Source organism: Rhizobium sp. P1_E1 (assembly GCF_056406015.1).
The window spans coordinates 1-22,681 of the sequence record NZ_JBFUAY010000062.1; the positions used below are offsets into that span (position 1 = coordinate 1).

Genomic DNA, 22,681 nt, shown 5'->3' on the forward strand with positions numbered 1-22,681 from the left:
CCTTTAAATCGATAAATCCACGCCTTCAACACTCCCGAACAGGTTGCACGTAGAATCGAGGCCTCGTAACGTTCTGTGGGGCTGCCAAACAGAGGCAGTTCTGCCGCGCGCGAGACCAAGCGCGCACCGAGACGACGGCCAACCTGCCGGTCTTGACGGGGATGGACCCGACGATCCCGTATTGCTGCTGATTTTGAACCACGCCCGCGCCAGCAGTATCACCTGACTGAGTAGGAGGGGTATTTCGACTGCAGATGCCGCTGAAGTGGCTCGCCGGATAGGTCGGCCGGCGGACTTGCGCAAAACACCATCGCCCTCACTTGAGCAACTGCCACTCCCATTAGAGCCGCCGGCCAATTACGGGAAGAGACCTGTCGCTCGGTAAGCCCGGATCGTCCGGTCATAGATGCCGATGTCCTGGCAGCCCCGCGCGACCAGCTGGGCCCCCTCGATGGCTGCGAAGATCGCCATCGCGTGCTCCTGCAGGTCTTGGTCGCTTGCGGAAGGCTTGGCCCGCGAAAGCACCTTGGATAGCCAACCGACGTTCATAGCGGCGAATTTATCGACCTCGGTCCGAACCTCCGTGGGAAGGTCGTCAAGTTCGGCGCTCATGATTCCGCACAGGCACATGCGATTGTCGTTTGCCAGAGCTGAGCGAAAGATCTCAGTATATCTGTCCATGCACCAGGTCGCGTTTTCGGACGTCGCCAGCAGCTCCGTCAGATAGGCTGCTCCGTCCTCGGTGTAGCGACGCGCCAATGCAGCGCCGAGGGCGCCCTTGGTCGGGAAGTGATAGTGCACGCTGGCACTCTTGATCCCCACTTCTTTCGCGAGCTCACGAAAGCTAAGCGCATTATAACCGTGCGCCTGCACCGTCGCTCTTGCGGCGCTCATGACCGCCTCGCGCATATCCGTTTTGGTTTTGGCCATCATCGATCCTTACCTATCACTCGATAGATAGTTGTTGACGCCGGAAAAGGGAAGGGATAAACGACGACTGCAATCTATCTATCGATAGACAGATAAAGGAGTCTCCCATGAAAATCTTCGATCGCCCCGGGTTTCCCAATCCGGCACGCATCCGCATCGTGCTCGCCGAGAAGGATCTCGAACCGCAGGTCGAGTTTGTTTCCGTCGATCTTATCGGTGCCGAACACAAGCAACCCGCCTTCCTCCAAAAGAACCCCTCGGGCGTGCTGCCGGTGCTCCAGCTCGAGGACGGCACCTACATCGCGGAGGCCACTGCCATCACCGAATACCTCGACAATCTCGACGGCGATCCGCGGCTCACCGGCAAGACGCCAAAGGAAAAGGCCGTCATCCACATGATGCAGAAGCGGGCCGAGACCGAGCTGCTCGATGCGGTCGGCAACTATTTCCACCACGCGACGCCCGGCCTCGGCGCCGAGCTACAAGTGTTCAAGAGCCCGGAATGGGCTGGCCGCCAGGACTGGGGCAACCGCCAGCGCGACAAGGCGCTCGCCGGCATGACATATTTCGACAGATTGTTGCAGGACCAGTCGTTCGTCGCCGGCGATGCATTCTCGATGGCCGACATCACGGTGTTTGCCGGGCTGATGTTTGCCGACGCCGCCGGCATTGCCATCCCTGAAGATCATTCCGCGCTGAAGTCCTGGCGCGCAAAAGTCTCCGAGCTGCCGAGCGTCAAGAATCGCAGCGGCCAGATGTTCGTCGCGGAGGATCTGCGCAGGCTCGGCTTCTGATCCCCGCACCCGGCCTGAACATCGCGCCGATACGTCCAACCACATTACCCACTCGCGCCGCCCAGGCGGCATAATCTCACGGAGTTTCCTCATGTCTACGATCTCAACACCCGACAGCGCTTCCCGGCGCAACCTGCTGAAAGGGGCTGCCATCGCCGGCGTCGGACTGGCGGCGGCCGGTGCCAGTGCGAACTTGGCGGCAGCAAAAACGCCCGCGTCAGTCCATGCCGGGAAGCTCACAGGCGACCGCCTGGTCACGAAAGACGGCACCGACCTCTACTTCAAGGACTGGGGCACCGGTCCGGCCGTGGTGTTTAGCCATGGCTATCCGCTCTCGTCCGACGCCTGGGAGGACCAGATGTTCTTCCTGTTGCAGAACGGCTATCGCGTCATCGCCCATGACCGTCGGGGCTTTGGCCGGTCGAGCCAGCCGTCCGGCGGTTACGACTACGACACCTTCGCCGACGACCTGGCGCAACTGGTCGAAGCGCTCGATCTGCGCGAGGCAACGTTCGTCGGCCACTCGATGGGCGGTGGCGAGGTCGCGCGTTATGTCGCGCGTCACGGCCAGAGCCGCGTCGCCAAGGTCGCCTTCGTCTCCTCGGTGACACCCTTCCTGCTCAAGACCGCGACCAATCCAAACGGAGCGCCAAAGGAGCTGTTCGATACGTTCCGCGCCGCTGTGCAGGCAAACCGGTCGCAGTGGAATCTCGACGTCACCATGCCGTACTACAGCTTCAACCGTCCGGGCTCGCACGTCTCGGAAGGTCTTAGGGAGAGCTACTGGCGTCAGGGACAGGCAACCGGGTTTCTTGCCGCCTATCACGCGCTTGGCGCCTTCTCCGAAACCGATTTCCGCGACGACCTCAAGAAGATCACCGTTCCCGCGCTGGTGGTCCACGGCAGCGACGACCAGATCGTCCCGCTGGAAATCTCCGCGAAACTGACCGCCGGGCTCGTTCCACATGCCAAGCTCATTGTCTACGAAGGCGGCTCCCATGGGCTGCTGCATGTCGACAAGGACCGCTTGAACGCCGACCTGCTGGCGTTCCTTCGCGGCTGATGGCGTGGGAAAGGCCGGGGGCTGGCTGTAGCCCAGCCTCCGGCGCTATTGCATGCGATCGTATGCGAGTCTGGCAATCAGGACGCCGTGATCGCGTTGACCGACGCGTCGTAAAAGAGATCGTCACCAAACTCCTCCCCGACAATGCCGCCCAATCCCGCCGACAGCGACAGCGCAGCGTCCAAAGGCGAAAATGTCATCGTCACGCGCCGAACGAGCCCGGTCTCGTCGCGCTCGATGACACCTACCGCTTCCAGATCGAGGCCGGTGCGAAGTGTTGCCTTGTATTGCAGGAAATGGCGCTGATCGATCGCCCCATAAAAGGTCGGCGTCTGCGAGGCATAGAGCGTGCCGACGGCCTCGACCAGGCGCTTGATATTGTCACGGCCGGAAACCGGACGGCGCAGGACCGTCCCTCTCAGTTCGGCGTCATCGGCAAGATCATCGAGGAATGGGTGCTTTTCTCCGTTGCTGCCCGTCATGACGTTTCTCCGGAAGGCGTGATTTCTGGGGTGGCCGCGTGAGCGCGATCCAAACTCAACATCGACCTTGCGGGATATAGTGTGTAATTGCACGTCAAGCAATGAGGCTTGGAATCGGGATGTGGCGAGCATTCTACTTTGTCCGTCGAACGCCGAGATTCGCGCTTGACACTGTGCAATTGCACATTTAGATGTGCCCCATGCCGACACCCACTGGTCCCCATCTCTGTTACGCCCTCGCCGCCCGCCAGAACGCGCGGCATCTGAGCCGTCTTTACGACAATCATCTGGCGCCTGCCGAACTGTCGGTCTCGCAGTTCTCCATCCTGTCGCTGCTAGAAGCCTACCAGAGCCTCAAGATCACCAGTCTGGCCCATATGCTGAGCATGGAGCGTACGACGCTCGTCCGCGCGCTGAAGCCGCTGCAGGCAGCCGGATGGGTTGTCGCCGGGAGAGCCGACAGCGGCCGCGCCTTCGATGTCACCCTCTCCCCCTCCGGCGTCGCAAAGGTGGCGGAGGCTGTCCCCCTTTGGGAAAACGCCCAGGCCGCGTTTGAGCGGGAGGTCGGACAGGACCGCGCCGTGCGCATGCGCGATGAAATCCTGGAGCTGAACCTCGGCGGGTAGCTCCCCTTTTTACCCAAAACTGTGTAATTACACACTTTATGATGCAGCCAAACACAAGGAGATAGAAATGACTGACAAGTTCCTCGTTACCGGCGCAACCGGTGAGACCGGCCGCTACACCGTCCAACGCCTGCTCGAAAAAGGCCACTCCGTCCGCGCAATGGTCCACAGGCAAGACGAGCGCGCCGACGCGCTTCGCAGTGAAGGCGCCGAGGTCGTAGTTGGCGACCTCTTCGAGCATGACGACGTTATCCGCGCTGCCGCCGGCACCACTGCCGCCTATTTCTGCTATCCGGTCCGTCCCGGCATCATCCAGACGACGGCATATTTCGCCGATGCGGCCAGGCGCGCCGGGCTGAAGGCCGTAATCAACATGTCGCAGATCTCCGCGCGCGAGGACTCCAAGAGCCATGCGGCGCGCGATCACTGGATCGCCGAGCGGATCTTCGACTGGTCGGGCGTTCCCACCATCCACCTGCGGCCGACCTTCTTCTCGCAATGGCTGCTCTACCCGTTTGCACGCAAGACGATCGTCGAGCAGAGCATCATTGATCTGCCTTACGGCGCTGGCCGTCATGCGCCGATCGCCGCCGAGGACCAGGCCCGCCTGATCGCCTCGCTGCTGGCCGATCCGGCCGCCCATATCGGCAAGACCTACACGCTTCATGGGTCGACCGAGCTTGACCAGCCGGGCATCGCCGCGGCCATCAGCGAGGTGCTCGGCCGCAAGATCAGCTACCAGCCGCTGACCATCCCCGCCTATCGCGATCGCCTGGAAAAGTTCGGCCTGCCGGAATTTCTGATCCAGCATTTCTGCGCGATCGCCCTCGATTACCAGAATGGCATCTTCTCGGGCGCCGACAAGATCATCGCCGAAGTGACGGGCGTGCCGCCGATGACCGTTCAGGACTTCGTCACCTCGCACCGGGCCGCCTTCAATACCCTGAACGCGGCGGCGTAAGCCGCTCCGGCGCGGCCCGAGCATCGGCATCACCGGGTCTGAAACGCCGGCTCCGTCCACAAGCTGATGGCGGCGCGATGAATGCGCCGCCCGGCCAACCTTCCAGGAGAAGCAAGTTGAACATCAACCTATCAGGTAAAGTCGCCCTCGTTACCGGATCTACCGAAGGCATTTTCCAGAATTTGCTTCTTATTTGATCCATGGCCGGCGGAGATTAAGGTGGCCGTAAAACGTCCAAATTCCAAACTATTTTCTACGAAATCAGTAGAAAGAGAACGACCTGTCTTTCTTCGGCCCATTTACATGCCTATGTTTCAAACGTGGGCTTGTCGACCTTCTCGCTGACGCCACACGCTAGTCCGCCTTGGTCATAAATCAGATTTGGGAAGAGAGATGACACGATACGTTATCGTGGGGGCAGGCGCGGTTGGTGCGAGCCTCGCTGCGCAGTTCGAACTTTCCGGCATCACATATGCGCTCGTCGGACGTGGCGCACAGATCGGCCATATAAAGAGGTATGGTTTGAGCTACCAACGTCCCTCTGGCAAGCGACAGATCGGGCTTAACGCTTTCGACCTCAGCGACCCGCCCAAATTGACCCTCGATGATATCCTGATGTTGACGGTCAAAACTCAGGACGCGGCAAGCTCCCTGGCCTCCTGGTCATGGCGTCCTGTGTCGGATTCGGGAGGTGCAACGGCTGCCAGTCTCCCCGTCGTCACCTTTCAAAATGGCTTGGCGACAGAAGCGATTGCGCTCAGAACTTTCGCCAGGGTTTACGGAGCTAGTATTCTGACGCCAGCACGGTTTACCGAAACCGGCTCCGTTGCAGTGGCGGGTGATCCGCAGGTCGGCGTGGTCACCATAGGGCGTTTCCCGTCGGGTTCTGATGAAACAGCCGAGCAGATTGCGGCGGACCTCACCCGCGCTAATTATCTGGCCGAAACCAGCAATGATATCCGCCGTTGGAAATCAGCCAAACTTCTTCACAACGTCAGAAACGTCTTGGAATTGTTCGTTGGGGCCGAGGATCTCCGCGTCTCCATCGCCGAGGCGCTGGTCAATGAAGCTCGCCAGGCTCTCGAGGCTGCCGGTTATAACCTCGCCTCACCCTCTGAACGGACCACAGATCTTTCAGGGTGGCGTATAGCTCAGGACAGTGGCATCCATCCCGGTCAACAATCGACCTGGCAGAGTTTTACCAGAGGCGCTTCGAGTGAAGTCGATTTTCTCAACGGCGAAATCGTCTTGCTGGGTCGTTTCCACAATATTCCGACACCCTACAATGAGGTTGTCCAGAATCTTGCTGGCAGATTGGAGCATCAAGGCGGCTTCACCAAAGCACTGGCGCTTGACGCGATTCAATCACTTGTCGACAGGCCCTATCGGGCGAGCAACACCGATCTCGCCGCAACGAACTGATTGTCGCCGTCTAATTGTTCAACGATGCAACCACCAACCTGAAGCGATCCAATGAGAGAACCCATATCAGATCAGATCCTCGCCGCAGCCGGCGGGCTATTTTACAGCGAAGGTATTCGGGCTGTTGGGATAGATCGCATTATCGAAGAAGCGAAAGTTGCAAAGGCAACGCTATATCGACACTTCCCGTCCAAGGATCATCTTGTTGCGGCCTATCTCCAGGATCGCCACGAACGTGTTGTTCGCTCCTTGCGGGAGGCCTTGGACGCGACGGCTGCTCCGAGAGACCAGGTGAGAGTTATTTTCGAGCGCCTGTATGAAAAGGCCGACAGCCCGGAGTTCCGGGGCTGCGCATTTGCTCTTGCGGTGGCCGAGCATGGCGACTCAAAACGCGTCGTGTCCGTCGCCCGAACGCATAAGAAGGCCGTGAGCGACATCTTCCGTGCCATTATCTCCAAAGCCGAATTAGGGCCCGACCAGACGGCTGCTCATCTATCGCTTCTCTATGAAGGCGCGCTTGCGACGGTGGCAGTCGGACGTGATCCAACAGCGGTTCTCGTCGCCCGAGACTGCGCACTTTCTGTATTCGACGCCGCAATCCTACGCGACCGGACATCTTGAGAGCACTATAATATGACAAAGATCATCGACTATTTCTTCGGCATTGGCTCGCCATGGGCTTTCATCGGTCTGGACGCGTTCGCGGCACTGGCTTCCGAACAAAACGCTACGATCCGCCCCTATGTCATCCCCCTGATTGAGGATAACGGCGCCATCTATTCTCGTAACCGGCCGGAGGCCCGTCGAGCTTATTGGACGAAGGATCTCAAGCGTTGGGCGGCCGTCCGGGGCAAAACGCTGAACTTCGAAAATCGCGCGGCCTTGTCGGATCCAACGCCGGCGGGTTTCATGATCCTTGCCGCCATCGATGCGGGCAAAGACTGGCTCAAGCTGACGAAAGCGCTGCAGGAGGCCTTCTGGTTGCGCGGAGAAAATATCGGTGACGCACAGGTGCGTCGCGCAATCGCGGATGCCGCGGGCTTCGATGGCGCAGCGCTGGATGAGCGTGCCCAGAGCGACGCCGTGTTATCGATATGGAAGGCCAATTACAAGACCGCCAAGGACGCCGGTGTGTTTGGGCTGCCGACATTCCGTTATGAGGACGAGCTTTACTGGGGGCAGGACAGCCTGCCCTTCCTCGAACGTCATCTCAAGGGCGCAAAACTGGTCGCCTGATCCTGTCGTAAAGTCGAGGTGCGCGCCCGCGCGAACGCAGCCGGGCCGCAAACCTCAGATCGCAATTCCGGGGTTTCTCATGTCTCTTTGCTCGCCGGGTTCCCTGGTCTTCACCGAATGGCTGGCGGCGCATCTCGATCATCCTGGCCACGTCATTCTTGACGGCTCTTTCACGACACCGATGTCGCGCGGAGCGGACAAGTGATCGCGCCCTCCCCTGCTGTTATCGAGGCGCTATACGACCGTTTCGGTGACCGCTTCTCCACATCGCAGCCCTTGCGGGAGCAGCATGGCCGCGGTGAATCCCACCACATCGCCGCGATTCCGGAGGCAATCGTCTTTGCGGAAAACACGGAGGACGTAGCGGAAACCGTGCGGCTCTGCGCGGCCGAAGGCGTGCCGGTCATCGCATTCGGCGCCGGTACCTCCCTCGAGGGCCATCTGAGCGCGGTACGGGGTGGTGTTTCCATCGATCTCTCCCGCATGTCGCAGATCGTCCGCATCAGCGCCGAGGATTTGGATTGCACGGTTGAGGCCGGCGTGACCCGCGAGCAGTTGAACGCTCATCTGCGTGACATGGGCCTGTTCTTCCCGATCGATCCGGGCGCCAATGCCTCGATCGGCGGTATGGCATCGACCCGCGCATCAGGCACGAATGCCGTGCGCTACGGAACCATGCGCGAAAACGTCTTGTCTCTAACCGTCGTTCTGCCGAGCGGTCAGATCATCCGAACCGGTGGGCGGGCACGAAAGTCGTCGGCCGGATACGATCTGACGCGGCTCTTCGTGGGCTCCGAAGGGACCCTCGGCATCATCACCGAGGTGACGCTTCGGCTTTATGGCATTCCGGAAACGACCTCGGCCGCGCTTTGCTCGTTCGAGAATGTCGAACAGGCGGTTGCTGCGGCCATCGCAGTCGTGCAGCTCGGCATTCCGGTCGCGCGGATGGAGTTGATGGACCGTGGTCTGATCGAAGCCGTCAATGCTTATTCGAACCTGTCCTTGAAGATCGAGGACACACTGGCCTTCGAGTTCCACGGCTCTCCGGCCAGCGTGCAGGAACAGGTCGAGATGGTCGCCGGCATCGTCGGGGACAACGGTGGCAAGGACTTCGAATGGGCCAATACGCCGGAAGAACGCAACCGCCTGTGGAAGGCGCGTCACAATGCGTTTTATGCCGTCGTATCCCAGCGTGCGAATGCCAAGGGCTGGTCTTCCGACGTCTGCGTGCCGGTATCGCAGCTCAGTGCCTGCATTCTCGACACGCGCGAACTGCTGCGTAGCTGCAGCGTGCCGGCCGCCATTCTCGGCCATGTCGGCGACGGCAACTACCATGTTGTCTTCGCCGTCGATCCGACGAGCCAGGCAGAACTCGACGAGGTCGCCGCCATCAACAAGAAGATGGTGGAATACGCGATTTCGGTCGATGGCACATCGACGGGCGAACATGGGGTGGGCACAGGCAAGATCAAATATTTGCGTCAGGAACACGGAGATGCCGTGGATCTCATGGCGGTCATCAAAAATGCCATCGATCCGAAGGGCATCATGAATCCCGGCAAAATCCTTCCGAACGATGTTTCGCCAGCAGTCTGATAACGGCTTGATTGCCGAGGGCACTGTCAAATGAATAGCTTCAAGACCCACAGTTCCCATTGGGGGGCGTTTTCAGGCCGATACGAAAACGGAGGTCTTGAGGTCCGGCCTCATCCGGGCGATCCGCATCCGTCGCCATTGCTGGGCAACATTCCGGCGATCGCCCATAGCCCTATGCGCATCAGGCGGCCGGCGATCAGGCGCGGCTGGCTCGAAGGCGCGCCGGGTCACGCGCAGAATCGCGGGGCCGACGACTATGTCGAGGTCAGTTGGCCGCGCGCAGCCGACTTCGTCRCAAAAGAGCTGCAGCGCGTTTACGGAAACTTTGGCCCGGAAGCCGTGTTCGGAGGATCCTACGGATGGGCTAGTGCCGGACGGTTCCATCATGCACAAAGCCAGATCCACCGGTTTCTCAACGTGCTGGGTGGTTACGTCGGTTCCGTCAACACCTACAGCTCCGGTGCGGCAATGGTCATCCTCCCGCACGTGTTGGGACCATACGATCATTTCGACCGCAAGAGCGTCACCTGGGATGCCATCGAACGGAGCAGCGAGCTGGTCGTCGCCTTTGGCGGGATGGCGATCAAGAACACCGATGTGCATGGCGGCGGCATCAGCGCGCATATCGTGCCGCGGACGCTGAACGGCGCGCACGCGCGAGGTGCGCGTTTTGTCCTCGTCAGCCCCCTGAAAGACGATTTTCCTCCTGAGGTGAATGCCGAATGGCTGCCCATCTTACCTGGCACCGACATCGCGCTGATGCTCGGCCTCGCGCATGTGCTCGTCAGCGAGGGATTGCACGACCGCCAATTTCTCGACCGATATACGGTCGGCTATGAACGTTTTGAAGACTACCTGCTTGGCCGGATCGATGGTGTCGAAAAAAGCCCGGATTGGGCGTCCCACATTTGCGGCATCGGCGTCGATGCCATAAAGACCCTCGCGCTTTCCATGGCGCGCGCCAGGACGTTGATCACCGTCAGCCATTCCCTGCAACGTGCCGACCATGGCGAGCAGCCGGTCTGGATGGGCATCGTGCTCGCCGCAATGCTCGGGCAGATTGGGCTGGATGGCGGCGGCTATTCCTATTCCCTTGGTGCGTTGGGCAACATCGGCAAACACCAGCTCGCCGTCCCACTGCCGACGCTCAGCCAATTCAAGAATGCCGTGTCGGATTTCATTCCCGTCGCGCGTATCGCCGACATGCTGCTCAATCCGGGCCACGAGTACAACTACAACGGCCACGCGATGCGTTATYCCGATATCCGCCTCGTCTATTGGGCGGGAGGCAACCCGTTCCATCACCATCAGGATCTCAACAGGCTGCGGGCGGCATTCAAGAAACCGGAGACCATCATCGTGCATGAGACGGCCTGGACGTCGTCTGCGCGCCACGCCGATATCGTGCTGCCGGCGACGACCACGCTCGAGCGTGACGATATCGGGGCGGCGGACCGCGATCCGCTGATGGTCGCCATGAAGAAGCTGATCGAGCCGGTCGGCGAAGCACGGGACGATTATGAAATCTTCTCTGAGATCGCGCGCCGTCTCGGCAAATTCGAAGAGTTCACCGAAAACCGGACCAGCCGGGAATGGCTAACCTTCCTTTTCGAAACAACGCGCAAGGCGCTCGTAGCCGGTGGACACGAAGCTCCCGACTTCGAGACGTTCTGGGAACGCGGAGAGATGCGCCTGCCGCTCAAACCCGACGATGGCGGACCGGCGCGTGCCTTTCGCCATGATCCGTTTGCATCTCCACTTCAAACGCCATCCGGGAAGATCGAGATCTTTTCGCAGAGGATCGAAAGCTTCGGTTACGATGATTGCCGCGGCCATCCGCGATGGTATCCGCCAAGGGCGGAGGCGGAGGACGATAAAAGCCGCTTCCCGCTCCACCTGGTCTGCAACCAGCCGCATCAGCGGCTGCATAGCCAGCTGGACTATGGCGATTTCAGCCGCTCCACCAAGATAAAGGGGCGGGAACCGGTTCGTATAAACCCGGCTGACGCGGCCGAACGCGGCATTTCCGATGGCGACATTGTGAGGCTGTTCAACGCCCGCGGCAGTTGCCTTGCAGCCGCGGTGATCAGCGAGGACGTCCGAAAGAGCGTGATGCAGCTTGCAACGGGTGCGTGGTTCGAACCCGACAATGCGGCCTCCGACAAATCGATGTGCGTTCACGGCAACCCGAACATCCTCACCCGTGATGTCGGAACCTCGCAATTGGCCCAGGGCTCGACCGGACAGCTTACCAGGGTGGACGCAGAGCGGTTCGTCGGCGAACTGCCTCCGGTGCGGATATTCGAGGGGATGACGTTCTTTGACGAGGCTGAGAGGTCCAGCACGAGGGCCGGCAACCAGTAGATCGGCGTCACCAACCACGGCGAAGGATGCACTGAGCCCGGAAAAGCTGATCCTCACACACCCAGAAACCGAACAAAATAATCCATAAAATTAGTAGAAAAAGAACAACTGGTCTTTCTCCCTCCTGTTGCCCTGCTTAGGCTATGCGTCGTGATCTACTTGGCAAACAATACAGGACCGCATTATGATCGAACGCTCTTCCCCGTTCTCCCTTTCCCGGCGTCTGCTGATCGCCACCTCTGCGTTGGCAATCGCCGCCTTGGTGGTAACGGCTGAGTTCAATCCGGCTCTGAGTGCCGATAGCCCACACAACGGCGGTGACATCACCTTCCTGATCGACTCGCTGGGTGATACCTGGATCCCGAACAACAGCGCCATTTCCAGCTTCCAGGGCCACATCTGGGGCCATGTGACCGATAAGCTCCTTTACGTAGATGCTGACGGCAAGGTCAGCCCCTGGATCGCCGAACGCTGGGAGCAGAACGACAAGGCCACCGAGTTCACCCTGCACCTGAAGAGCGGCGTCACTTTCTCCGACGGCACCGCGCTCGATGCGTCGGCCGTCGTCGCCAATCTCGACATCTGGTACGCCGGCCGCAAGAGCGAAGGCATCAACCCGATTGGTCTCTTCCCGAAGACCTATGACCACGCCGAGGCGGTGGACGCGACCACAGTGAAGGTCTTCTTCAAGGCGCCGACGCTCGGCTTCATCCCGACCCTCGGCTATCACGGCTCGATCCTCATCTCCCCGAAGACCCTCGCTCAGCCCGCAGCCCAGCAGGCCGACCTCAGTAAGACCTCCGGCAGCGGCCCCTACGTGGTCGACTCCTGGAAGGAGGGCGACTTCGTCAAGCTGGTCAAGCGCAAGGACTACAACTGGGGGCCTGCGGCAGTCGGTCATACTGGTCCGGCCTATCTCGACACGATCACCTACAAGCTGGTGTCCGAGCCCTCGCTGCGCGTGGCCGCTGTCCAGTCCGGCCAGGCCGACGTCGCCTACAACGCCTCGCCGCAGGAGCTGGAGTCTTTGAAGGCAGAGGGCTTCACCACCGCGACACCGCGCTATCTCGGCTTCGTGAATGGTTGGGCAATCAACACCAAGCTTGCACCATATGACGACGTGAAAGTCCGCCAGGCCCTGCAGGCCGGCATCAACCGCCAGGAGATCATCGACACCGTCTACACACCCGACTGGAAGCTCGCGACGTCCTTCATCCAGAGCAACGTGCCGGGAGCGACCGATCAAAGTGCGCTTTTGGCCTACAACCCCGACAAGGCCGAGAAGCTTCTCGACGAGGCGGGTTGGGTCAAGGGCGCAGACGGCATCCGCACCAAGAACGGCCAGCCGCTCGTGCTGACGCTGCATTCCAACCCCTACCTCGCAACCTCGAAATCGGTCGACGAACTCATCGCCCAGCAACTCGGCAAGATCGGCTGGAAAGTCGCTATCCGTGCCTACGATGTCGTCACCTTCGGCCAAAAGGTCAAATACGGCGGTCCGGCCGTGCCGGCCTATGAGGTGACGCGCAGCTTCATCGACGCCGGCACCGTCGCCAGTATCCTGACGAACGCCAACAACGGCGAGAACTGGTTCGCCCTCGACGAGAGCGACAAGACGCTCAACGAACTCCGCGACAAGATCGCCAGCGCCGGTTCCATCGAAGGCCGCAAACCGCTCCTCGACGAACTGCAGAAGTACATTCTCGATCAGGGCTACTTCATCCCGCGCACGCAAATCGTCCAGCGGATCTACGTCCAATCCCCGAAGCTCAAGGGCGAAGTCTATAACGGCGTCGCCTATGCCAGCTACTACACGGCCTCGAAAAGCGAATAACCCGCAATTCAACCGAGCAACGTAAGAAGGTGACGGCATGAGCAAAGCCTACCTAAACTACGCCGCAAAACGCCTCGTACAGGCGATCGTCGTGATCCTGCTGGCCTATGTCTTCACCTTCGTCGTCGTAAGCATCCTGCCCGGCGACCCGATCACCAATGTCCTGAACAACCCCCAGAATGGGTTCACACCGGATGAGATCAAGGAGATCATCGCCGCCCAGGGCCTGGATAAGCCGATCCCGGTCCAGTTGTGGACATCCTTTTCCGGCTTCGTGACCGGCGATCTCGGCCTGTCGATGCGGACCAACCGGCCCGTCGCGACGCTGATCGCCGAGGTGCTGCCATCGACGTTGATCCTTGCTTCTGCAGGCCTCGTCGTCGCGCTGCTGCTCGCGGCGGTGATCGCCTATGGCACGCAGTTTCTTCCAAAACACTTTGGCCAAGGCTTGCTGCGGGGCTTCCCGTCATTGTTCCTGTCGGTGCCCAACTTCGTGATCGGCCTGGTGCTGATCCACCTCTTCGGTTTCCAGCTCGGCGTCTTCCGCGTGATCGAGCCCGACAGCTTCTGGGCGACCCTTTTCGCAGCCATCGCGCTCGGCATCCCGATCTCCGCGCAAATCGCCGAAGTGCTCATCGCCAACCTCGATCATGAGTCCGGCCAGGAATACGCCGCCGTCGCGCGGGGCCGCGGGCTCGGGCAAATGCGCCTGTTCGCCAAGCACCTGCTCAAGCCGTCTTCGCTCCCGGTCATTACCGTCATTGCGCTTACCATCGGCGAACTGCTCGGCGGCTCGCTGATCACCGAGACGGTATTCGGACGCACCGGTCTTGGCAGCCTGGTGCAGCGGTCGGTGAGCACTCAGGACCTGCCCGTGCTTCAGGCGGTCGTCTCTCTGGCAGCGGTGGTCTTCGTGGTCGTCAACCTGATCGCCGACCTTGCCTACCCGCTGCTCGACCCGCGCGTAAAACTGCTTGGCACGCCCGAGCGTCGTCCAACCACAGCCGACGAAGGTTCCGCCGGCATTTCCAAGGTGGTGACCTCATGACCCTCGCCTCCACCCACTCTACCTCGCGCATCACCGCGATCGGGCGGCTGACGGCGCTGCGCGTGCCGCCGGTCGTCGCGCTCTCTTTCGCAATCGTCGCGCTGGCGATCGCCTGGTCTCTCGCCCCAAGCCTGTTCACGAGCTATGACCCGGTCAACGGCGTTCCCTCTCAAAAGCTGCTGGGCCCAAGTGCAGCGCACTGGTTCGGCACCGATCACCTCGGCCGCGACCTTTATACCCGTGTGGTCTATGGCACAGCCTCCTCGGTCGCCAGCGCGCTGATCGCCGTCGTCATCGGCGTTTTCGCCGGTGGCCTCATCGGCCTGCTGGCCGGCTTCTTCGGCGGGTGGGTGGATACTCTGTTTGCGCGCCTGGTCGACGTGCTGCTTGCGATTCCAAAATTCCTGCTGGCCGTCATCGTCGTCACGGCGATCGGCTTCGACACCACGAACGCCGCCATCGCAACCGGCGTCTCGGCGGTGGCCCTCTTCGCCCGGGTGATGCGCTCGGAGGTCATCAAGACCCGRCAAGCGACATTCGTCGAGTCTTCCTTTCTACTGGGTGGATCGCGCTGGCACATCCTTTGGCGCCACGTGCTGCCGAACGCCTCGCGCTCGGTGCTACCGCTTGCAGTGCTGCAGTTCGGCGACTCAATCCTGGTGATCGCCAGTCTCGCTTTCCTCGGCTACGGCGACCCTCCACCGGCCTCCGACTGGGGCCTGCTGATCTCGATCGGCAAGGACTACCTCAAATGGCCGTGGCTGGTTTACGCGCCCGCATTCGTCACGATCGCAACCGTCCTCTCCGTGAACAGGATCAGCCGATGGCTTCGCAAGACAGACTGACTGAGCTTTTCGCCCGTACTGACGTCACCGGGGCGGCGCTCCGGCGATCGTCCCCCCTGCTCCGGATCGATGGGCTGTCGGTTTCCTACGGACCGCAGCAAGTCGTCAGCGACGTTGGGTTTGAACTCGGCCGCGGCAAGAGCCTCGCCCTCATCGGAGAGTCGGGCTCGGGCAAGTCGACCATCGCCCGCGCGGTGTTGCGACTGCTCGCCACTGGTGGACGCGCTAACGGCCGCGTCGAGTTCGACGGCCAGGAGGTATTGGGCCTCTCGGAGCGTCGTTTCCGGCCCTTGCGGGGACGTGCGATCGGGTTTGTCCCGCAGGACCCCGGCAACTCGCTCAACCCGGTGCGGACGATCGGCGCCCAGGCGATGGAGGCGGCAGCACTCGTCGACGAGCCCAATAAGGCAATCCGCAAGGCGCTCATCCTGGAGACCTTCGCCCAGGTCGGCCTCGACAACCCCCAGCGGGTCTATGACTCTTACCCGCACCAGCTGTCCGGCGGCATGCTGCAGCGCGTGCTGATCGGCCTTGCTGTCCTCCCCCGGCCGTTGCTGCTGGTCGCAGACGAGCCGACGTCAGCGCTCGACGTCACGATCCAGAAACGCATCCTCGACTTGCTTTCCAAGTTGCAGCACGAACTGGATATCAGCCTGCTCCTCATCACCCACGATCTGGCGATCGCCGCCGAGCGGGCGGACTCTCTGGTGGTGCTCAAGGACGGCATCGTCCAGGAAGCCGGCAGCACCACGGCTGTCTTCTCCGCGCCCGCTTCGRCATACGCTAGGAAGTTGCATGCCGACGTCCCAGCCCTCAACCCCGATCGTTACCGTAAGCTACGAGACCCCGCCTTCCGTCTCCTCGGGACCAAGACCGACAAGGCACCGAAGATCGAGGTTAGCGGCGTCACGAAGACTTTCACGGTCGACGGCAAGGTTCTGACGGCCGTCAACGACGTGTCGTTTGCCGTCCAGGCTGGCACCACGCACGCGCTGGTCGGCGAATCCGGTTCTGGCAAGACGACGGCAATCCGGCTGCTGCTTGGGCTCGAACAACCCGACATCGGGAACATTGCGGTCGCCGGCGAGCAGCTCAACGGTCGTTCGCCCGAGTCGCTGCGCGCGGTATGGCGCCACCTGCAGCTCGTCTACCAGAACCCGTTCACGTCACTGGACCCGACCTGGAAAGTCGAGCAGCTGGTACGAGAACCGCTCGACCAGTTCAAGATCGGAACCCGCGAGGAGCGCTCCGCGCGGGTCCGCGAAGCGCTGACCAATGTCGGGCTCGGCGAGCACCTGCTCTTGCGTAAGCCGGAAGCCTTGTCAGGTGGACAGCGCCAGCGCGTGGCCATCGCGAGGTCTCTGGTCCTCAAGCCTGATGTGATCGTGCTCGACGAGCCGACCTCCGCGCTCGACGTCAGCGTTCAGGCCGACATCGTCGAGGTGCTGCTTTCGCTGCAAGCCAGGCTTGGCCTGACCTATGTATTCGTCTCCCACGATCTGGCTCTGGTGCGCCAACTCGCGCACACCGTCTCGGTGATGCAGCGCGGGCGCATCGTCGAACATGGGAGCGTCACCGACATCTTCGGAAACCCCCAGCAGCCCTATACTCGGTCGCTGCTGGAATCGATCCCATCGGGCGCCGCTGGTATCGCCCGTGCACCACACCCGCAACCTCGGCGGATCTTCAACGAGGAAAAGATCGCATGACCATCGCTGCGACTGTAAATCCTCAGCCCGCGTCGTTCCGACCAAAGCAGCGGCTTGGCTTCAACACCCGGGTATCGTTCAATGACGAGGCCGGACCGGCGCAAGGTCTGCGCGACGGGATCGAACTATTCAAGGAAGCCGAGCGGCTGGGTTACCAGTCGGGATGGGCCTATCAGCGACACTTCGACCATTACCTCTCCTCGCCGCTTCCGTTCTTTGCCGCGGCCGGTCAGCACACCAAGCGCATCAACCTGGGATCGGCGGTCATCCCAATGCGCTATCAGGACCCGATCCTGCTCGCCGAAGCGGCCGGTACGACAGACTTGCTCATCGATGGCCGGCTGGAGCTGGCCATCTCGACTGGTGYCAACGCGGCCTTCGACGCTGTGTTCGGTGCAGTCGACACCGACGCTCGCACGGAAGCGAAACGGCGCCAGGCGCGCTTCCTCTCAGCGATCGCAGGCGAAGTCCTCCATACGGTCGTTTCGCCGGGCCAGGGTGCCCCGCAAGGCGCCGAATTGCGCGTAACGCCGCATAGCCCGACCCTGCGCTCGCGCATTCGACAAGGGTCAGCCAGCCTGAACTCGGCGGTGCAGGCGGCCGAGCTCGGGATCGGGCTYATCTCGGGAACCGTGCAGCACGACCATGCCGAGGGCGAGACTTTCGGGCAGTATCAGGCTCGCATTATCGAGGCGTTCCGCGCCACCTGGCGCACGACCTGGGGAACGGAGCCGCCATCGGTCGCAGTCGCCGCCTCCATCCTGGTCGGGACCACCGCCGAACTTCGAGAGAAATATGCTGCCTATGACCTCGAGCGTCGCACCATCGGAATTGCCGCGTCGCGTCCCAAAGGTGCCCTCGCGCCCGCCAGCCAACCAGCCGGCGCTCAGATTTCACCTGTCTTCCAAGGCACGCCCGATCAAGTGATTGAGGCAGTGCTCAACGACCCGGGCCTCGCAGCCGCAGACGAGGTCGTGCTCTTCCTGCCTCCCGCCTTCGGCCTCGCCGAGAATATAYGGTTGCTGACCGATCTGGCCGAGACAGTCGCTCCAGGACTTGGCTGGTCACCTGCCTCGTAACCCATGCACAGGCTACACGGCTCGATGCCAGGACAGTTGAAGACATCAAGTGTCAACGCCATGGCCGGGAGCGGGTCCTACTCCATCCGCCGCGATAGCGAATATTTTCTATAAAATCGATAGAAAGAGAATGACCTGTCTTCCTCGCGGCGCTGCCGCGCCTTAACGTCAATGCAATGGTCTGCAACCTGAAGGAGCTCACATGTCCGCGGAATTCATTAGCGTAAGCTTTCCCAACGCGTCGAACGACCTCAACCCCATTCCCGACGCGCCTGTGGATCCTCGTTTCCTGGAGCGGTACGCACGCGCCCTCGATGACTATGGTTTCAACTACACGCTGATCCCCTACTCCTCCGCCTCCTTCGATCCCTTCACGCTCGGCGCCACGGTCCTGGCACACACGAAGCACATCAAGATCATCGTCGCCTTGCGCCCGAACACCGTCTATCCGACGGTCGCAGCCAAATCGCTTGCAACCCTCGATCAATTGAGCGGCGGGCGTGTTGTCGTTCACTTCATTGCAGGCGGCAGCGACGAAGAGCAGGCCCGCGAAGGCGACTTCCTCAACAAAGAGGAGCGCTACGAGCGCCAGGAAGAATATATCCGGATCCTTCGTCTGGCCTGGACGTCCAAGGAACCCTTCGACTTCGATGGGAAATACTACCAGTTCAAGCAATTCCGCAGCGCGGTGCGCCCAACCAGTGGCGTGATCCCGATTTCGGTCGGTGGTTCGTCGGATGCCGCGTATCGCATCGGGGGTTCGCTGGGCGACATTTTCGGGCTCTGGGGCGAGCCGCTTGCAGAAACAAAGCAGCAGATCGAACGGATCTACGCGGAAGCGGCAAGGGCAGGCCGGACGGATCGCCCTCGCATATGGGTTACCTTCCGGCCGATCGTGGCGGAAACTGACGAGTTGGCATGGGAAAAGGCGCATAGAGTTCTCGACCAGCTGAACGAAAACCGCCAGAAAGGCTTGGCCCRTGCGCCGCTCAATGCTGCACGCCCGGCCAATGTCGGCTCGCAGCGGCTTCTGGACATCGCAGCACGCGGCGATGTCCATGACCGCGCTCTATGGTATCCGACGGTGACCGCGACCAATGCTGGCGGCGCCACCACTGCGCTTGTCGGTTCGCCGCGCACCATTGCAGATTCCATCCTCGACTACATCGATCTCGGCTGCGATCTGATCTCGATCCGCGGCTATGACAATTACAATGATGCGGTCGACTACGGCCGCTACATCCTGCCGCTCGTGCGTGAAGGCATTCGCGAACGGGAAGAGGCGAACAAGAAGAAGAGTGCTGCGTGATGCGTGCAGTCTGGCCCGARCGCCGGACTGCACGTCCCCTTTTTCTCAACGCAGCCGGATCTGCTCGTCCTTTGCCTAGGGATAGGACTGCCTTAACAGCCAGAAAGCGTCGACCCGCATGTCCCATGATACAATCGTTCCAGATGAAACCGTGCGCGTTATCGCGGACGCCGCACCGGATGCGGATCGAACCGGTCAATTTCCCTGGATCGGTATCCGGGCCGTTCATCAGAGCGGTCTCCTAGAGAGCACCGTTGCGACCCGCTATGGCGGTCAAGGCGCGACGCTCGCTGATGCGGCCCACATTCTGGCGGCGTTGGGGCGGGGTGATCCCTCGGTAGCGCTGATCAGCGCCATGACGATCTTCAATCATCTCGGCCAAGCCGCAAAGAACCATTGGCCTGATGATCTGTACCGGCGCCTGCTGGCAGAGGCTAAGCAGAGACCGCTATTGCTCAACGCCGCACGCGTCGAGCCGGAACTGGGGTCTCCGGCCCGCGGCGGCCTGCCCGCGACTGTCGCCCGCCGCACGGCAAGCGGCTGGTCGATCACCGGTCGCAAGCGCTTCGTGACCGGCGCATACGGTCTGACGCATTTCCTTGTCTGGGCGCATACCGACGAAACGCCCGCGCGCGTCGGAACGTTCGTCGTGCCGAATGGATTGCCCGGCATCCACGTGATCGAGAACTGGAACAGCCTGGGCATGCGCGCCACAGGTTCGCACGACGTCGAATATACCGACGTCGAGATCCCAACGGAAAACGTGTTGGAACTCGTTGATCCGTCGGTGGCTCAGCAGGACAATCGCGCCCATGCGGCGATCACGCTGGCGCTGACCGCGATCTATCTCGGCGCGGCTGAGGCTGCCCAGGCTGCCTTCATCCGCTTCGCCCATGAGCGCGTGCCCGCCAATCTGGGCCATCCCATCGCCCGCACGGAGCGGTTCGTGACGCTCTCAGGTGAGATCGACCTGCTTGTCTCCGGCGCCCGGCAGATCATTTTCGGCGCGCTCGAAGCCAACCATGGCGACGCGGAAAAGATGATAAGGGCTAGGCTGATCGCAGGCCGGCAACTGCGCGAAGCCGTGCAGATCGCGGTACGTGGCATCGGCAATCCGGGTCTTAGTGCCGACCTGRGACTTGAACGACATTTCAGGGATATCCAATCCGTGCTCGTCCACGCGCCGCAGGAAGATACTTCTATTTCGATATTGGGCCGCGCTGCCTTTGAGCGATGGAATAGAGAGGAAAGTGTCCGCTCGAGCTATCCGGCTGGGCTGACGGTCCTCAAAACAGCATAGCAACAGAGCGCCTCGTCCGATGGCCTCCCTCCTCCCTCGCATGATCGAGGCGAACTCGCGAAAGGAATTTAGATGAGCAACGATCTGATCGTCGGCTTTTCGGGCAATCTCTCCCGCCCGTCCAGCACCAGGCGCTTCGTGGAGAGTGTCACGGTATCGCTGGCGAAGCAGGCCGGCCTGCAGCACGCCGTCTTCGACGTCGAAGACCTCGGTATCTCACTGGCGGCCGCAAGATCGGTCGCGGACCTCGATCCGGCAGCAAGGGCGGTGATCCAAACAATCATCGACGCAGAAGCGCTCGTCATCGGTTCGCCAACCTACAAGGGGAGCTACACGGGCCTGTTCAAGCACGTCTTCGATCTACTCGATCCGGCAGACTTGCGCGGCAAACCCGTCATCCTGACGGCAACCGGCGGGGGCGATCGACACTCCCTCGTTGTCGAGCATCAACTTCGCCCGCTATTTGCTTTTTTCGAGGCTTTTGTGCTGCCGACGGCAATCTATGCCTCGAGCCGCGATTTCACTGATGGCATTCCGTCAACGGCTATTCTCGGTCGGGTAAACCAGGCGCTGGCAGAGGCCTCCGTCCTTGTGAAGGCCCGTTCGACGGCAGACGCAATTGCCGCGGAATAATTAGTCGGCGGGCAAAATGACAACACAAAAGAAATATGTCGTCGGCATCACCGATCACATGTTCGGCACCCCTGATCTCGAGGCCGAGGTGCTCGGCGACGATGTCGAGATCGATTTCTTCGCCACCACTGACGAAACGCTTTTCTCCCCCGAGCGCTTGGCTCGGCTTGATGCCCTGATGGTCTGGGGCGCACGGCTCGGGCCGAAAAGTATCGCCCAACTTTCACGCTGCAGGGCCGTCGTGCGTTATGGTGTCGGCTACGAGAAGATCGATCTTTCGGCTCTGGCTGATGCAGGCATCCCGTTCGCCAACAATCCCGATTACGGCACGGAGGAGGTCGCCGACCATGCGCTCGCGATGATGCTGTCGCTGCACCGGCGACTCTGGGAGCATGATGCCCACGCCCGTGGCTATACGACAGGATGGCAGGTCCATAGCCTCAAGCCACTTGCCCGCTCGAACCGGACCACGGTGGGCGTGATGGGTGTCGGACGGATCGGGACGGCTGTGGTCAACCGGCTGAAGCCCTTCGGCTTCCGCATCCTGGGCTATGATCCCGGCCAGCCGCGCGGCCATGAGAAGGCGGTCGGCTATGAACGCACCGACCGGTTAGATGACCTCTTCGCCCAGGCGGATATCGTCACCCTGCATTGCCCGGCAAACGACGAGACGCGCGGTATTCTTGGCGCGGATGGACTTTCCCGGCTGAAGCCCGGAGCCATCCTGGTCAATACCGCGCGGGGAGAACTGCTCGACGATCTCGATGCGCTCGAAGCCTCACTGCGAAATGGCCATCTCGCGGCGGCGGCAATCGACACACTGGCGCAGGAACCGCCGCGCGATCATCCGCTGCTGACAGCATGGCGCGATAGGAGTGACTGGCTTGAGGGGCGGCTGGTGATAACGCCGCACAATGCCTTCTACTCCGATCATGCAGCCATCGAGATGCGCCACAACGCAGCGCAGACAGTCAAGATTCTGCTCGACGAGGGCCGACTGCGAAATCAGATCACGGCGTGAGCGGCGGTCATTCGGAAACGAGACATCAAGTCGAGCGCTCGCTATCCCGCTCTGATCGGAAGGCAAATCACGTGTAGGTCTACCGACTGAAAGGTGATCGCCTTGAAGGGATCCCAACCGACAACCCTGTAGTTTACAGGGCGCCTTATTTCAAATGCACCTCCAGCTAACATTGCCCCGGCCATAGAGGAATGACCAATTTGCAGCCGCAAGCCGACCGTCAGCTTCGGGCTGCGAATCTTCATGAGCGGGCTCCAGGTTGAACGTGCGCATCGTCGCGGTGACCCAACTGAGACGTTGCCGGCATCGCACCTCGGCGTCCTGAGATGACGCGCAAAGCGGTCATCGGCGTTGGTCAGATTTTCTGCCTCCCACCCGAGCTCAAGCCTTCCTCGTAACGACATTTACTGCGCTGGAACTGGCTAACGC

At 61.2% G+C, this 22,681-nt stretch carries 21 protein-coding genes; 19 read left to right on the forward strand and 2 right to left on the reverse strand.

Features of this window, described 5'->3' with window-relative positions; all coding sequences use genetic code 11:
• Positions 1–357: 357 nt before the first annotated feature.
• On the reverse strand, positions 358–933 hold the full coding sequence (locus AC1D1Z_RS20300) for a TetR/AcrR family transcriptional regulator (protein WP_018516829.1): 576 nt from the start codon (positions 931–933) through the stop codon (positions 358–360).
• Positions 934–1,037: 104 nt separating this feature from the next.
• Here AC1D1Z_RS20300 and AC1D1Z_RS20305 point away from each other — a divergent pair, with 104 nt between their 5' ends.
• Together AC1D1Z_RS20305 and AC1D1Z_RS20310 are read left to right on the forward strand one after the other, a co-directional pair.
• Positions 1,038–1,724: a glutathione S-transferase family protein gene (locus AC1D1Z_RS20305; protein ID WP_018245550.1), complete on the forward strand. Its 687-nt coding sequence runs from the start codon at positions 1,038–1,040 to the stop codon at positions 1,722–1,724.
• A 91-nt stretch (positions 1,725–1,815) separates the two neighbouring features.
• Positions 1,816–2,787, forward strand: coding sequence for an alpha/beta fold hydrolase (locus AC1D1Z_RS20310; protein WP_018245549.1), 972 nt, complete (start codon positions 1,816–1,818; stop codon positions 2,785–2,787).
• Positions 2,788–2,864: 77 nt separating this feature from the next.
• Here the strand turns inward: AC1D1Z_RS20310 and AC1D1Z_RS20315 are convergent, their stop codons facing one another.
• Entirely contained in the window at positions 2,865–3,269 is a 405-nt protein-coding gene (locus tag AC1D1Z_RS20315; protein ID WP_018245548.1) for a hypothetical protein, read from the reverse strand.
• A gap of 200 nt (positions 3,270–3,469) precedes the next feature.
• On the opposite strand from AC1D1Z_RS20315, the gene AC1D1Z_RS20320 reads away from it, so the two are divergent.
• From AC1D1Z_RS20320 to AC1D1Z_RS20400, 17 genes are all read left to right on the forward strand, one after another.
• Positions 3,470–3,895 carry a MarR family winged helix-turn-helix transcriptional regulator gene (locus AC1D1Z_RS20320; protein WP_018245547.1) on the forward strand — a complete coding sequence of 142 codons (426 nt, stop codon included), beginning with the start codon at positions 3,470–3,472 and terminating at the stop codon, positions 3,893–3,895.
• A 67-nt stretch (positions 3,896–3,962) separates the two neighbouring features.
• Positions 3,963–4,856 (forward strand): NmrA family NAD(P)-binding protein, encoded by an 894-nt coding sequence (locus AC1D1Z_RS20325; protein WP_018245546.1) that lies wholly within the window; start codon positions 3,963–3,965, stop codon positions 4,854–4,856.
• Positions 4,857–5,249: 393 nt separating this feature from the next.
• Complete coding sequence (locus AC1D1Z_RS20330; protein WP_018245545.1) at positions 5,250–6,278, forward strand: ketopantoate reductase family protein; 1,029 nt, start codon at positions 5,250–5,252, stop codon at positions 6,276–6,278.
• Between the two features lie 51 nt (positions 6,279–6,329).
• Positions 6,330–6,899 (forward strand): TetR/AcrR family transcriptional regulator, encoded by a 570-nt coding sequence (locus tag AC1D1Z_RS20335; RefSeq protein WP_018245544.1) that lies wholly within the window; start codon positions 6,330–6,332, stop codon positions 6,897–6,899.
• A 12-nt stretch (positions 6,900–6,911) separates the two neighbouring features.
• Positions 6,912–7,514, forward strand: coding sequence for a 2-hydroxychromene-2-carboxylate isomerase (locus AC1D1Z_RS20340; protein WP_018245543.1), 603 nt, complete (start codon positions 6,912–6,914; stop codon positions 7,512–7,514).
• A 79-nt stretch (positions 7,515–7,593) separates the two neighbouring features.
• The gene (locus tag AC1D1Z_RS20345) at positions 7,594–7,719 is read left to right on the forward strand and encodes a rhodanese-like domain-containing protein (protein ID WP_018245542.1); all 126 of its coding nucleotides are present in this window, start codon (positions 7,594–7,596) and stop codon (positions 7,717–7,719) included.
• The gene (locus AC1D1Z_RS20350; protein WP_018245541.1) at positions 7,716–9,110 is read left to right on the forward strand and encodes an FAD-binding oxidoreductase; all 1,395 of its coding nucleotides are present in this window, start codon (positions 7,716–7,718) and stop codon (positions 9,108–9,110) included. Before AC1D1Z_RS20345 ends, AC1D1Z_RS20350 begins: the two co-directional genes overlap by 4 nt.
• Positions 9,111–9,140: 30 nt before the next feature.
• A complete protein-coding gene (locus tag AC1D1Z_RS20355) occupies positions 9,141–11,474 on the forward strand; it encodes a molybdopterin guanine dinucleotide-containing S/N-oxide reductase (protein ID WP_477851614.1) in 2,334 nt (777 codons plus the stop codon).
• A 184-nt stretch (positions 11,475–11,658) separates the two neighbouring features.
• A complete protein-coding gene (locus tag AC1D1Z_RS20360) occupies positions 11,659–13,308 on the forward strand; it encodes an ABC transporter substrate-binding protein (protein WP_027690916.1) in 1,650 nt (549 codons plus the stop codon).
• A gap of 37 nt (positions 13,309–13,345) precedes the next feature.
• Entirely contained in the window at positions 13,346–14,356 is a 1,011-nt protein-coding gene (locus AC1D1Z_RS20365; protein ID WP_018245538.1) for an ABC transporter permease, read from the forward strand.
• Complete coding sequence (locus AC1D1Z_RS20370; protein ID WP_018245537.1) at positions 14,353–15,201, forward strand: ABC transporter permease; 849 nt, start codon at positions 14,353–14,355, stop codon at positions 15,199–15,201. The genes AC1D1Z_RS20365 and AC1D1Z_RS20370 overlap by 4 nt, the downstream gene beginning before the upstream one ends.
• Positions 15,180–16,910: a dipeptide ABC transporter ATP-binding protein gene (locus AC1D1Z_RS20375; RefSeq protein WP_477851615.1), complete on the forward strand. Its 1,731-nt coding sequence runs from the start codon at positions 15,180–15,182 to the stop codon at positions 16,908–16,910. Before AC1D1Z_RS20370 ends, AC1D1Z_RS20375 begins: the two co-directional genes overlap by 22 nt.
• Entirely contained in the window at positions 16,907–17,989 is a 1,083-nt protein-coding gene (locus tag AC1D1Z_RS20380; protein WP_477851616.1) for an LLM class flavin-dependent oxidoreductase, read from the forward strand. Before AC1D1Z_RS20375 ends, AC1D1Z_RS20380 begins: the two co-directional genes overlap by 4 nt.
• 202 nt (positions 17,990–18,191) lie before the next feature.
• A complete protein-coding gene (locus AC1D1Z_RS20385) occupies positions 18,192–19,298 on the forward strand; it encodes an LLM class flavin-dependent oxidoreductase (protein ID WP_477851617.1) in 1,107 nt (368 codons plus the stop codon).
• A 118-nt stretch (positions 19,299–19,416) separates the two neighbouring features.
• Positions 19,417–20,598 carry an acyl-CoA dehydrogenase family protein gene (locus tag AC1D1Z_RS20390; RefSeq protein WP_477851618.1) on the forward strand — a complete coding sequence of 394 codons (1,182 nt, stop codon included), beginning with the start codon at positions 19,417–19,419 and terminating at the stop codon, positions 20,596–20,598.
• A 72-nt stretch (positions 20,599–20,670) separates the two neighbouring features.
• Entirely contained in the window at positions 20,671–21,231 is a 561-nt protein-coding gene (gene msuE / locus AC1D1Z_RS20395) for an FMN reductase (protein WP_018245532.1), read from the forward strand.
• 16 nt (positions 21,232–21,247) lie between these two features.
• Entirely contained in the window at positions 21,248–22,252 is a 1,005-nt protein-coding gene (locus tag AC1D1Z_RS20400) for a C-terminal binding protein (protein WP_026188680.1), read from the forward strand.
• The last annotated feature ends 429 nt before the right edge of the window (positions 22,253–22,681 follow it).